This window comes from Agrobacterium tumefaciens (assembly GCF_005221325.1).
Classification (GTDB): Bacteria; Pseudomonadota; Alphaproteobacteria; order Rhizobiales; family Rhizobiaceae; genus Agrobacterium.
Map to the genome: position 1 here is coordinate 1,122,650 of NZ_CP039889.1, position 13,925 is coordinate 1,136,574.

At 59.4% G+C, this 13,925-nt stretch carries 9 protein-coding genes; 7 read left to right on the forward strand and 2 right to left on the reverse strand.

Annotation, left to right across the window (positions count from 1 at the left end):
- Positions 1-101: 101 nt before the first annotated feature.
- Positions 102-491 carry an acyl-CoA thioesterase gene (locus CFBP5499_RS20045; RefSeq protein WP_080829012.1) on the reverse strand — a complete coding sequence of 130 codons (390 nt, stop codon included), beginning with the start codon at positions 489-491 and terminating at the stop codon, positions 102-104.
- Positions 492-659: 168 nt separating this feature from the next.
- Here CFBP5499_RS20045 and CFBP5499_RS20050 point away from each other — a divergent pair, with 168 nt between their 5' ends.
- Positions 660-854, forward strand: a complete 195-nt coding sequence (locus CFBP5499_RS20050) for a hypothetical protein (protein WP_233284222.1) — start codon at positions 660-662, stop codon at positions 852-854.
- 42 nt (positions 855-896) lie between these two features.
- On the opposite strand, the gene CFBP5499_RS20055 is transcribed toward CFBP5499_RS20050, so the two are convergent.
- Complete coding sequence (locus CFBP5499_RS20055; RefSeq protein WP_080829009.1) at positions 897-2,705, reverse strand: ABC transporter ATP-binding protein/permease; 1,809 nt, start codon at positions 2,703-2,705, stop codon at positions 897-899.
- Positions 2,706-2,995: 290 nt separating this feature from the next.
- On the opposite strand from CFBP5499_RS20055, the gene CFBP5499_RS20060 reads away from it, so the two are divergent.
- The 6 genes from CFBP5499_RS20060 (at position 2,996) to CFBP5499_RS20085 (ending at position 13,860) form a co-directional block, all read left to right on the forward strand.
- Positions 2,996-6,322: a DUF2126 domain-containing protein gene (locus tag CFBP5499_RS20060; RefSeq protein WP_080829008.1), complete on the forward strand. Its 3,327-nt coding sequence runs from the start codon at positions 2,996-2,998 to the stop codon at positions 6,320-6,322.
- 1 nt (position 6,323) lies between these two features.
- On the forward strand, positions 6,324-8,729 hold the full coding sequence (locus CFBP5499_RS20065; RefSeq protein WP_080829006.1) for a circularly permuted type 2 ATP-grasp protein: 2,406 nt from the start codon (positions 6,324-6,326) through the stop codon (positions 8,727-8,729).
- 4 nt (positions 8,730-8,733) lie between these two features.
- On the forward strand, positions 8,734-9,612 hold the full coding sequence (locus tag CFBP5499_RS20070; RefSeq protein WP_080829004.1) for a transglutaminase family protein: 879 nt from the start codon (positions 8,734-8,736) through the stop codon (positions 9,610-9,612).
- Between the two features lie 168 nt (positions 9,613-9,780).
- Positions 9,781-11,019 carry a vWA domain-containing protein gene (locus tag CFBP5499_RS20075; protein WP_080829003.1) on the forward strand — a complete coding sequence of 413 codons (1,239 nt, stop codon included), beginning with the start codon at positions 9,781-9,783 and terminating at the stop codon, positions 11,017-11,019.
- Between the two features lie 144 nt (positions 11,020-11,163).
- On the forward strand, positions 11,164-12,786 hold the full coding sequence (locus CFBP5499_RS20080) for an ABC-F family ATP-binding cassette domain-containing protein (protein WP_080829001.1): 1,623 nt from the start codon (positions 11,164-11,166) through the stop codon (positions 12,784-12,786).
- A 60-nt stretch (positions 12,787-12,846) separates the two neighbouring features.
- Entirely contained in the window at positions 12,847-13,860 is a 1,014-nt protein-coding gene (locus tag CFBP5499_RS20085; RefSeq protein WP_080829000.1) for a 2-hydroxyacid dehydrogenase, read from the forward strand.
- Positions 13,861-13,925 lie beyond the last annotated feature (65 nt).

Genomic DNA, 13,925 nt, shown 5'->3' on the forward strand with positions numbered 1-13,925 from the left:
GGGCAGACGATTATCGAATGATGAGAAGGCCAAAGCGCCGTACTAGTTGATCTTTCAGCCGGCGCTTCGGAATTTGCTTTGAAAAGAAACGGGCTCCGGCCTCACGCCTCCTTGCGCACCGCGCGTGGCTCGCCATTCTCATCCACGGCCACCATGATGAAGACGGCCTCCGTCACCTTGTCGCGCGAATCCTGATAATGCCTGCGGGTCCAGGCCTCGATCTTGAGCGTGACGGACGTGCGTCCGATCTTTTCGATCCGTGTGTAGACACAGAGCGTATCGCCGATCTTGACCGGCTTCTTGAAGACGATTTCATGGACCGCCACGGTGACGGTGCGACCACCGGCCACATCATTGGCGCGCACGAAAGCCGCAAGGTCCATCTGCGACATGACCCAGCCGCCGAAAATATCGCCGGCCGGATTGGCATCGGCGGGCATGGCAAGCGTTCTGAGCGTGAGTTCCATATCGGCGGGCGGTTGCTGGTCCATGTCTCGAATTCCTTTCACAAACCTCCCGCTGCCGGACTTAAACAACCCCGTCCTGTCAGCCAATAGCCGATTTGTCGCGGCAGCCCTTACAGCAAGGAATAACAGAGCCATCGTAAGCTTCGGTTAACCATGATGCGGCACGATTCCAAAAAACGCGGGGGCGTGCAAATGGCTTATGACTGGAGTGGAAATAACGCGATACAGCAGCGCTACGATCGGATTGTCCTTGTGGTCGCCGGCATCGTCGCCATCAGCCTGGCGACCGGCACCCTGGCGCTACGACCGCAGATGGACCCGACAACCACGATAAGCCTCGCCAAACAGCCACGCTTGAACTCTGAAAAATGGCATCTGCGGCTCTGATCCGCGGCCATGAGCGGAACTGAGAGCCCCAGGCCTCGCGACCTATTGCGACATGCCGTCTTGCTTCGGGCTGGTTTCCTTCTGCAAGGCGTGGTCAAGATGGGCCACGGCCGGGGTAAGGACTGAAAGAAAAGTCTCCGACCGGCCGATATAAATGATCGCCGCACCCTCCATCCCGTTCAGAACCTCCGCCAACATATCCTGCGTCTGTTTTTCCAGACCTTCCAGCAAATCGTCAATCACGACGAATTTCGGCTTCAAAAGCAGGGCATTGGCAATGCGGATGCTGGCCTGCTCATCCGAATCCAGTTTCTTGTCCCAGCGGATGTTTTCGTCGAGACGGACGGTCATTTCTCCGAGCCCGCATGCGGTGAGCGCCGCGAGATAATCCGTCTCGGTGAAACGCTGTGGCGCACGCGGATAGGCCAATATTTCACGCAGCGAACCGGCCGGCAGATAGCCGTGCTGGGCAATGAAAAGCGTGTCGGATTGTTCGGGCATCTCGATCTTGCCCTGCCCCCAGGGCCACAGGCCTGCCATGGCGGCAAACAGCAGCCGCCGGTTCACGCCCTGTTCACCATTGATCATCAGCCGTTCGCCCGGCCCGATCCCTACCTCACTCTCGCGCAGCCGGAAGCCGCGCTCCATATCCTGCCCGCCCGCCTCACGGCAGATGATGACCGATTGCAGGTGGATTTTTTCATTCTCCGCGCTGCGCTGCAGGTCGATTGTGAGGCCGTGCTGTTCCACGCTGTCCATCTGGATAAGCGCGTTGCGAAACACTGAAACGCGCTGCAATGTCGCCTTCCAGCTCGCGATGGGGCCGAAATTGTCGATATACCAGCGCAGCGCCGTATTGACCTGGTTGAAAGCACCGACAGCCATCATCAGCCCGCCGAAGGTGAGGTTGCCGGAAAAATAGACCGGCGCGGCAATGAGGATCGGCGCCACCACCGCCAGCCAGCCATAACCCGCCGATACCCATGTGAGATGCGTCAGCGCCATGGCGAGCCCGCGGATAACGCCGAGCACCGCATCGATATCGATGCCGATCCGCCGCCTTTCATTCTTTTCGCCTCGCGCAAGTGCAATGGCGGCGAGATTTTCGCTGGCCCGCATCAGGGAAAAGCGCAGTTCCGCCTCTTTGGAATAACGCTCGGCATTCAGCCCCACCAGCCGGTAACCAACGAGATTGCTGAGCAGCGAGGCCGACCCGGCGTATAGGATCGCCGCCCAGACCATGTAGCCGGGGATCGCATAGGTATCGCCACTGATGGTGATGGCAAAACCGGCCGAGAGCGACCAGAGGACGCCGATAAAGCTGACGAGAATAATAGTCGCATTCACGAGACCGATCGAAAGCGCCGTGCTGCTTTCCGCGAGATTGCGAACATCGTCATGCAGGCGCTGATCCGGATTGATCGCAATCGTGCCGAAACCGGCGAGACGCGCGGCGCGGCCCGGTTTCAGCCATTGATCCACCATATCCTTGGCAAGACCCTCGCGCATGTTCAGCGCCGTCATCTGGTTGAGCCATGTCTGGATGACGTTAAGGAGAAGCAGCAGCCCGGCGATGATCGCGAAAACTTCCAGCTGATGAATGAAGGCATCGAGGTCGCGCCGCTCGAGCGCGTTGTAAAACGGCGCATTCCATTCATTGAGCCTGATTTGCCCGTAGGCGGTGAGCAATATCACGGTGAGCAGCGCAATCGACAGCAAAATCAGCCGGGTGCGCACCGGCGATGTCCAGAAGGCACGCCCCATCATCCGCAGCTGCGCCGGAAAGTCGAGATCGAAACCCGAAAGGTTCGCCGCGCTCTTGCGCTGGTCGTCGGTCACCGTTGTTGCCATTCATTCCATTCCGAAACGTCAATCGGCAAAGAAAGCGGGTCGCGATTCTGCGCCTTGCGATGCCAAGCAATAACACGCCGTTCGACCTTGTCCACAATCCCGGCGAAATCTCAGCGGCGATGATCGATAAGCCCGGGCCATTCTTCCTGCGGTAGACATCGCGGCCTCAACCAACAATGCATTACCCCCGGAAATGATCCTTGCTTTCTTTTCCTGCATTGCACAAAATCCCGATAATTTCAGAGGGGCGGACAACCGCATAATCCGGAAAAACCGGGCAAGGCAGATTAATGGCGATCAAAGCGAGCATCTATCATCTGACGCATTATAAATATGACAATCCGGTTCGCCTTGGACCACAAATCATCAGATTAAAGCCCGCCTCGCACTCCAGAACCCGCGTCATCAGCCATTCGCTCAAGGTTTCACCTTCCAACCATTTCGTGAACCTTCAGCAAGACCCCTACGGCAATTACCTTGCCCGCTTCGTTTTTCCCGAGCCGGCAACGGAGTTCAAGATCGAGGTCGATCTTGTCGCCGATATGACCGTTTACAATCCATTCGACTTCTTCGTGGAGGAAGAGGCAACAAAATGGCCCTTCGATTATCCGCAGGAATTGCGCGATGATCTCTCCATCTACATGAAACCGGAGCCGACCGGCCCTCTGCTTGCCGCCTTCATGGCCACTGTCGACCGGACCCCGGAGCAGCCGACGGTGGACATGGTCGTTGGCCTCAACGCCCGTCTGCAGCAGGAAATCGGTTACGTCATCCGTATGGAGCCGGGCGTCCAGACGCCGGAGGAGACGCTCGCTTCCGGCAAGGGATCGTGCCGCGACACCAGCTGGCTGCTGGTGCAGGTACTGCGGCATCTCGGCCTTGCCGCCCGTTTCGTGTCGGGATACCTCATTCAGCTGACGCCCGACCTCAAGGCGCTCGATGGCCCCTCGGGCACCGAGGTGGATTTTACCGATCTGCACGCCTGGGCCGAGTTTTACATGCCCGGTGCCGGCTGGATCGGTCTTGACCCGACCTCCGGGCTCCTGACCGGAGAAAGCCATATTCCGCTGGCGGCAACGCCGCATTATCGCAATGCCGCACCGATTTCCGGCGGTTACTTCGGCCATGCCAATACGGAATTCGCTTTCGACATGCAGGTCCGGCGTGTTGCCGAGACACCGCGCATCACCAAACCCTTTTCGGATGAAAGCTGGGAAGACCTCAACGCGCTCGGTGAAGCGGTCGACGGGGTTCTAAACGCCCAGGACGTCCGCCTGACCATGGGCGGCGAACCGACTTTCGTTTCCATCGATGATTTCGAATCCGATGAATGGAATACCGGCGCGGTCGGGCCGACGAAACGCGAAAAGGCGGATATATTGATCCGTCGCCTGCGCGAACGTTTCGCCCCCGGCGGTTTTCTGCATTACGGGCAGGGCAAATGGTATCCGGGCGAAAGCCTGCCGCGCTGGACCTTCTCACTCTACTGGCGGAAGGACGGCCTGCCGATCTGGCAAAATCCCGCGCTGATCGCCGAGGAAGGTGCAAATACCGGCGTCAAGGCCGAGGATGCACAGAACCTGCTAGGCGGTATCGCCGCCCAGCTCGGCATTGAGCCGGATATGGTGCTGCCGGCCTATGAGGATCCGGCCGAATGGATCATCAAGGAAGGCAGCCTGCCCGATAATGTCGATCCATCAAATTCGAAGCTGAAGGACCCGGAAGAGCGCAACCGCATCGCCCGCGTCTTCGAACGCGGTTTGACGACGCCTACCGGTTACATCCTGCCGGTACAGGCATGGAATGCCCGCGCGGCCGACAACCGCTGGATCAGCGAGAAATGGAAGACGCGGCGCGGCAAGATTTTTCTCGTTCCGGGCGACAGCCCGGTCGGTTATCGCCTGCCGCTCGGCACCCTGCCCTATGTGCCGCCATCGGCCTATCCCTATATTCACGAGGCAGACCCTTCTATCCCGAGAGGACCGCTTCCCGACGTCTTCACGCCCTCCGGCCGCGCCATGCCTGAAGCCTCGTTCCATGCAAGCGAAGGGGCCGGGCAGGAGCGCGTCGAACAGACGCTCGGGGAAATCGGCGGCGCGGTGCGCACCGCACTCTCCGTCGAGCCACGCGATGGCCGGCTCTGCGTCTTCATGCCGCCGGTCGAGCGCATCGAGGATTATCTCGAACTGATCGCGGCGGCGGAAGCGGCTGCCGCCGAGCTTGGGTTGCCGGTCCATATCGAAGGTTATGCGCCGCCGCATGACGAGCGCATCAATGTCATCCGCGTCGCGCCCGATCCCGGTGTCATCGAAGTCAACATCCACCCCGCCTCGAGTTGGAAGGATTGCGTCGATATCACCACGGCAGTCTATGAGGAGGCGCGCCAGTCGCGTCTCGGCGCCGACAAATTCATGATCGACGGCCGTCACACCGGCACCGGCGGCGGCAACCATGTGGTAGTGGGTGGAGCGAACCCCAATGACAGCCCCTTCCTGCGCCGGCCTGATCTTCTGAAAAGCCTTGTTTTGCACTGGCAGCGGCATCCGTCACTCTCCTATCTTTTCTCCGGCCTGTTCATCGGCCCGACAAGCCAGGCGCCGCGCATCGACGAAGCCCGCCACGACAGCCTCTACGAGCTGGAAATTGCGCTGGCGCAGGTGCCCGCGCCCGGCGACGGCGCTCCGCCTTTGCCATGGCTGGTCGACCGGCTGTTCCGCAATCTGCTGACGGATGTGACGGGTAACACTCACCGCGCCGAAATCTGCATCGACAAGCTGTTTTCGCCCGATGGGCCGACCGGCCGCCTCGGTCTGGTGGAATTCCGTGGTTTTGAAATGCCGCCGAATGCCCGCATGTCGCTCGCTCAGCAATTGCTGGTGCGCGCGCTGATCGCCCGCTTCTGGAAAAATCCGGCCGCCGGCAAATTCGTGCGCTGGGGCACCGCGCTCGCGGACCGTTTCATGCTGCCGCATTATATCTGGACGGATTTCCAGGATGTGCTCGCCGACCTCCGGGAAAACGGCTTCGACGTGAAACCGGAATGGTTCACCGCCCAGCAGGAGTTCCGTTTCCCCTTCTTCGGCGAGGTGGAATATGAGGGCGCGAAGCTGGAACTGCGCCAGGCGCTGGAGCCCTGGCATGTGATGGGTGAACAGGGCGCCATCGGCGGCACCGTGCGTTTTGTCGATTCCTCCGTGGAACGTCTGCAGGTGCGGCTGGAAACCTCCAATCCTTCTCGTTACACAGTCGCCTGCAACGGCCGCGCCGTTCCGCTGACGCCGACGGAAAACCGCAGTGTCGCGGTGGCCGGCGTGCGCTTCAAGGCGTGGCAGCCCTCTTCCGGCCTGCATCCCGTATTGCCCGTCAATTCACCCTTGACCTTTGACATTTATGATACATGGTCGAGGCGATCGATCGGCGGATGCATCTATCATGTTGCTCATCCGGGCGGGCGCAACTACGAGACGTTTCCCGTCAACGGAAATGAGGCCGAGGCACGCCGCCTCGCCCGTTTCGAACCATGGGGGCATAGGGCAGGGCAATATCCGCTTCACGCGGAAACCGTGTCGCCAGAATTTCCGCTGACGCTCGATCTGCGCCGGCCTTACGGAGTGTAAATTGTCCAAAGCCCCGGCAACGGATCGCAAGACGGAAACGAGCCCGCAACCGCGCGGGCTTGAATATTCCCCCCTGCCGGGCATTGCCGACGAAATGCTCGATACCAACGGCAAGGTAAGGCCGGTCTGGAAGACCCTGCTCGGCGCCCTGTCGCGCATGTCGGAGCGGGAACTGCACGAGCGTTTTGCCCGCACCGACCGTTATCTGCGCGATGCGGGTGTGTTCTACCGCGACTACGGCAAGGGCAGCAGTGAACGAAACTGGCCGATCTCCCATATTCCTGTCCTGATCGACGACCGGGAATGGGCGGTTCTTTCCGAAGGGCTGAAGCAGCGCGCCAATCTTCTGGAAGCCATGGCCGCCGATTTTTACGGCGAGAACCGGCTGGTGAAGGAAGGTTACGTGCCGCCGGCACTGCTCGCCTCCAATCCGGAATATCTCAGGCCGATGGTCGGCGTGAAGCCGGCAAGTGGCCACTATCTACATTTCTGTTCGTTTGAAATCGGCCGCGGACCTGACGGCAACTGGTGGGTGCTGGCCGACCGCACACAGGCGCCTTCCGGCGCGGGTTTCGCGCTTGAAAACCGGGTGGCGACCACCCGTGCGCTGTCGGATATCTATGCGGAAACCCACGTCCACCGTCTCGCCTCGTTTTTCGGCGCTTTCCGCGACGCGCTGCAGGCGCACAGGAAACATCCCGACGACCGGATCGCCGTGTTGACGCCCGGCCCCGCCAACGAGACCTATTTCGAACACGCCTATATCGCCCGCTATCTCGGCTTCATGCTGCTGGAAGGCGAGGACCTGACCGTGGTCAACGGTCGCGTCATGGTCAGGACCGTGGCGGGACTGAAACCGATCGGCGTGCTGTGGCGACGTCTCGACGCCTCCTATTCCGATCCGCTGGAACTCAACCAGCACTCCCATATCGGCACGCCCGGCATGGTACAGGCGCTGCGCAATGAGGCGCTCACCATCGTCAACGCGCTCGGCAGCGGCATTCTCGAAACGCGGGCGCTGCTCGCCTTCATGCCACGCATCTGCCGCCACATTCTGGGTGAGGAACTGAAACTGCCCTCGATCGCCACCTGGTGGTGCGGACAGGAATCCGAACGCCGTCACGTTGCCGGCAATATCGAGGGGATGGTCATCGGCCCGGCCTATTCGCGGCTGCCGTTCTTTGACGACAATGGCCAATCGGTACTCGGCTCTTCGCTGCGTGAAACGGCGAAGGAATCGATAAGCGACTGGCTTGCCTCCGACGGCCACAGGCTGGTGGGCCAGGAAGTGGTAAAGCTTTCAACCACCCCGGCCTATATCGACAACAAGCTCGTGCCGCGTCCGATGAGCCTTCGTGTATTTGCCGCCCGTACCCAGGATGGCTGGCAGATCATGCCCGGCGGTTTCGCACGGATCGGCAGCGGTGACGATGTGTCCGCCATCGCCATGCAATCGGGCGGCAGCGCGGCGGATGTCTGGATCGTCAGCGACAAACCCGTGGAACGCACCACGCTTCTGCCGGCCGAAGAAAGCTTTACCCGCAATATGCCGGGCAGCCTGCCGAGCAGGGCTGCCGACAATCTCTTCTGGCTTGGGCGTTATATCGAACGTTCGGAAGGCGCATTGCGCATCCTGCGCGCCTGGCACGGACGTTATGCGGAATCTGCCGATCCGCGCCAGCCGCTGCTCGCCCATGTGACGGGCTATCTCGAAGCGCTCGATGTGGAGATGAACGATGCCGTGCCGGAGAGCCTGCTGACCAACATCAACAGCGCGCTCTATTCCGCCAGCAACATTCGCGACCGCTTCTCGCCTGACGGATGGCTGGCGCTGAACGATCTTGCCAAGACCGCCCGCCGTTTCCACGCCAAGGTGGCCCCGGGCGACGACGCCACCCATGCCATGACGATCCTCTTGCGCAAGCTTGCGGGCTTTGCCGGTCTTGTGCACGAAAACATGTATCGCTTCACCGGCTGGCGTTTCCTGTCGATCGGCCGTTATCTCGAACGCGGCCTGCATATGACTCGGCTTCTCGGCCATATGACCGGGCCGGATGCGCCTGATGGTTCCTATGACATGTTGCTCGAAATCGGCGACAGCGTCATGACCCATCGCCGCCGCTACAACGTCAATACGGCCGGCCTGACCGTGACCGATCTTCTGGCGCTCGATCCGCTCAACCCTCGCTCGATCCTGTTTCAGCTGAACGAAATCCGCACCGAGGTGGAGCAGCTTCCGAATGCTTTCGTCAACGGCCAGATGTCGCCTTTCTATCGCGAGGCGATGCGTCTGCATTCCGGGCTCGCCGTGATGACACCGGAAAACATGAACGGTACGATCTATCGCCAGCTGGAAACCGACATGGAACATCTCTCCGATGTTCTGGCCCGAACCTATCTCGGATAATCCTATGCTTTATGATCTTTCCCTGCATATGGGTTACACCTACGACACGCCGGCCCACGGCGCGCGCCACATCATCCGCGTTCTGCCGCTTTCCATTCCCGGCCGGCAGCGGCTTGTTGCCGGTTCCATCGATGTTTCGCCCGCGCCGGAAGAACGGGTCGGCTTCGAGGATTTCTTTCACCAATCGGCCACCTCGGTGCATTTGCGCGCCCCGCATGAGAAGCTCGACATCCGCATGCAGGCCCGCGTGATGGTGGAAGCGCCGGCGCTGACGGCCGATTTTTCGCCCGAGCTTTCCCGCCTGCCGCAGGAACTTGCCGAGGTCTGGTCGCTCGATTTCCAGTCGCCGCACCATTTCATCGGCACCAGCCCAAGAATAGGCACCGACGCGGCAATTGCGGCCTATGCCCGCGAATCGTTGAAACCGGGAATGACCATTCGCGAAATCGCACTGGCGACGTGCAAACGCATCCATGGGGATTTCACCTATGACGGCGAAGCGACGACAGTGGATACGACACCATCGGAAGCCTTCAAGCTGAAGCGCGGCGTGTGCCAGGATTTTTCGCATATCATGATCATGGCGCTGCGCAGCCTCGGCATTCCCGCCGGTTATGTCAGCGGCTTCCTGCGCACCATTCCCCCGCCGGGCAAGGAGCGGCTGGAAGGTGCCGATGCCATGCATGCCTGGGTCCGCATCTGGTGCGGCGAGGCGACCGGTTATCTCGAACTAGACCCGACAAACGATATTATCGCCGGAAGCGATCACATCGTCGTCGGTTATGGCCGCGATTATTCCGATGTCGCCCCTGTTATCGGCGTCTTGAAGAGTTACGGCAACCAGCAGATAAAGCAGGCCGTTGACGTCATTCCCGTCCAATAATGACACGATGTGTATTATTGCGGTCCTCGCGCAGAACAATTCTTGAAAATACTTCGAAAACTGCGCCAATTTGAACGCTACGTAAAATTGAACCGATCGCGTTAGCGGATTTTACATCGTTTGCGGGTTTCCTGCGCTCAGTAGAATATTCTAATCGGTGAGCCTTCAATGACCGTGTCTGCACCTCACAAATCCAAGCGCCGTTTCCTTGCCGATACAAGCGGTAATTTCGGCATGATGACGGCCATATTGCTGCCGGTGTTGCTGGGTGTCGCCGGTGCCGGCATGGAGCTTGCGAATGTCATGCAGGTGAAAGCGGATATGCAGAATACGGCCGATTCCGCGGCTCTTGCAGCAGCCACCGAGGCCCGTCTGAAAAAGGGCGAATTGAGCGACGAACAGCTCAAGGAAATCGCCAGAGCCTTCATTGCGGCGCAGATGGAAAAGAATCTGACCGCGGAAGAGAAAATCGAACTGGAGAAGAATTCTCCAACCCGTGTCACGGCCACGGAAAATGCACGCGGCAAGACCTACTCCGTTGAAACCACGATCAAACACCGGATGCAACTCAATCCGATGCTCGGTTTTATCGGCGTAAAAACGCTCGACCTTTCGGTAACCGGCACCGCGCAGAGCACCGTCAACAAGGGCGCGCCGATCTCCATGTATCTTGCGCTCGACCGCTCGGGTTCGATGTCCTTCAAGACAGACACAATCAATACGGCAAAAAAATCCTGCCCGGTATACACCGCCGCCAATTGGGGTGAAAGCGAAGCGAAGGCCACATCCAGCCCTTGCTACATCAACAAGGCCGCCTCGCTTAAAACGGCCGTCGCGTTTCTTGTCGCCACATTGAACAAGGCTGATCCAACCTATACAGCCAGCGGCGGCTCAGAACTCGTTCGCACAGGCGCCTCCGTTTACACACATGAGACCTATGCCGCTCAGCCCATCAGTTGGGGGACGAGTAGTGTCGTGAGCTATGTCGATAAACAGATCCCGGAATTCCCTACCGGCGGCACCGATGCCCGCAGCAGCCTCACCGCCGCCTATAATGCTCTCAAAAAATCCAATTCCGACGAAGCAAAAGCACACAAGACGAAGGGAAATGAATCCTTCGAGCGTTATATCGTTCTCATGACCGATGGCGAAATGACGGGAAATAGCGCCGCGTGGAACTCCAGCATCGACCAATCCGTGCGCACCACCTGCGAGACTGCCAAGAAAGACGGCATCAAGATTTTCAGCGTTGCCTTCATGGCGCCGGACAAAGGCAAGTCACTGCTGCAATATTGCGCCTCCAGCGCCGATAATTATTACGCGCCTGAGAACATGGAGCAAATCGTTACCGCCTTTGGTGAAATCGCCCGCAAAGCGGCTGGTAGCATAGCCACGCTCACCAACTGATGGCAAACGCCGAAACCGTCTTTTCTCCGGTCCGGCTTCGGAGCGAAGCTTGTCCTTCCTGCATGGCTGGCAGGACATGCACGGCAGGTGACAGCGGCGGCGGCCCGTGGCATAGGAGGGCCGCTCCCATTCACAGGCCCTGTCATGATCCGCATCGAAAATATCAGCAAGTCGAACAGTCACCGTATTCTCTATATCGAGGCCTCCGCCGCGCTCAATCGTGGTGAGAAGATCGGCCTTGTCGGTCCGAACGGCGCCGGCAAGACCACGCTTTTCCGAATGATAACAGGTGAAGACCAGCCCGATGAGGGACAGGTCGTCGTCGAAAAAGGCATGACGGTCGGTTATTTCGATCAGGATGTCGGTGAGATGTCCGGCCACTCCGCAGTGGCCGAGGTCATGGAGGGCGCAGGCCCGGTCAGCGAAGTGGCAGCCGAACTCCGCGAACTGGAAGCCGCCATGTCCGATCCCGACCGAATGGACGAGATGGATGCCATCATCGAACGTTACGGCGAGGTGCAGGCACGGTACGAAGAGCTTGATGGCTACGCGCTGGAAGGCCGCGCCCGTGAGGTGCTTGATGGGCTGAGCTTCAGCCAGGAAATGATGGACGGCGATGTTTCGAAACTGTCCGGCGGCTGGAAGATGCGCGTGGCGCTCGGCCGCATCCTGTTGATGCGACCGGATGTGATGCTGCTCGACGAACCGTCGAACCATCTCGATCTCGAAAGCCTGATCTGGCTCGAAGACTTCCTGAAGAATTATGACGGCGCGTTGCTCATGACATCGCATGACCGCGAATTCATGAACCGCATCGTCACCAAGATCATCGAGATCGATGCTGGCAGCCTCACCACCTATTCGGGCGATTATGGCTTTTACGAACAACAACGGGCACAGAACGAAAAGCAGCAGCAGGCGCAGTTCGAGCGCCAGCAAGCCATGCTCGCCAAGGAAATCAAGTTCATCGAACGCTTCAAGGCGCGCGCCTCCCATGCCTCGCAGGTACAGAGCCGCGTCAAGAAACTTGAAAAGATCGACCGAGTCGAGCCGCCAAAACGGCGTCAGACGGTGGCTTTCGAGTTTGCCCCGGCACCCCGATCGGGGGAAGACGTCGTTGCGCTGAAAAAAGTCAACAAGACCTATGGCAGCCGCACGATCTATGGCGAACTGGACTTCATGGTACGCCGCAAGGAGCGCTGGTGCATCATGGGCGTCAACGGCGCCGGAAAATCGACATTGCTGAAACTGGTGACCGGCACGACCGAGCCGGATTCCGGCAATGTCACCCTCGGAGCCAGCGTCAAGCTCGGTTATTTCGCCCAGCACGCCATGGATGTTCTTGACGGTGACAGCACTATTCTGGAATGGCTGGAGGAGCGTTTTCCGAAAGCGGGCCAGGCACCGCTACGCGCCCTTTCCGGCTGTTTCGGTTTCTCGGGCGACGACGTGGAAAAACGCTGCCGCGTTCTTTCCGGTGGTGAAAAAGCCCGCCTCGTCATGGCCGCGATGTTGTTCGATCCGCCGAATTTCCTGGTGCTGGACGAGCCGACGAACCATCTCGATCTCGATACCAAGGAAATGCTGATCAAGGCCTTGTCGGATTATGAAGGCACCATGCTGTTCGTTTCGCACGACCGCCATTTCCTGGCGGCGCTTTCGAACCGGGTGCTGGAACTGACGCCTGATGGTATCCATCAGTTTGGCGGCGGATATACCGAATATGTCGAAAGCACCGGGCAGGAAGCGCCGGGCCTACGCAGCTAAGGTGCTTGCCGGACACATCGCCCTGTAGCGGCAGCTTTCGTTTTGAAACTGGAGAGACAGATGCGGATCGTGGTCTATAGCGCCAAACCCTATGACAGGCAGTTTCTTGACGACGCCGCCAGGCCGGGCATGCGGATGCAATATTGCGAAGCCCGCCTGTCACCTGAAACGGCCGCTTTGGCAGATGGAGCGACGGCGATCTGCGCCTTCGTGAATGACGATCTATCGCGGCCGGTGCTCGAGAAACTGGCGGGCATGGGCGTGCGGCTCGTTGCTCTTCGCTGTGCCGGGTTCAATCAGGTCGATCTCGCCGCTGCCGAAAAGCTTGGTCTCACCATTGCCCGCGTGCCGGCCTATTCACCTTATGCGGTCGCCGAACATACAATGGCGCTCATTCTGTCGCTCAACCGCAAGATTCATCGCGCGTACAACCGTGTCCGCGAGGGAAACTTCGCCCTTGATGGCCTGCTCGGCTTCGATCTACACGGCAAGACGGTGGGCATTGTCGGCACGGGCAAGATCGGCGCGATTTTCGCACGCATTGCGGCCGGCTTCGGCTGCCGTCTCATCGGCCACGATCTTCGTCCCAATCCCGATTGCGAGGCGCTGGGCATGACCTATGGGACGCGGGAGGAACTGTTCCGGACATCGGATATCGTCGCGCTGATGTGCCCGCTCACGCCGGAAACCCGGCACCTCATTCGCAGGGAGACTTTACCCCTTTTGAAAAAGGGCGTGATGCTCATCAATACCAGCCGCGGCGCCATCATCGACACCCCGGCCGCAATTACAGGACTGAAGGACGGCACGATCGGCTCTCTCGGCATCGATGTCTATGAAGAGGAAGCTGATCTCTTTTTCGAAGATCTTTCCAATGACGTGCTGCGCGACGATGTCTTCGCGCGACTGCTGACTTTCCCCAATGTTCTTGTCACCGGCCATCAGGGTTTCTTCACACAGGAAGCGCTCAAGAATATCGCGGACACGACGATCGGAAATATCGAGAGTTTTGTCGAAACCGGCAAAGCCCTGCACGCCGTCTCCACGAAGCACCTTGCCGGCACAGTTTCGTAGCTGAGAAGGGTAAAAATCGCCGGTGATAGAATTGCCCGGCCCCAATCCCCGGTATAGGTTTCAGT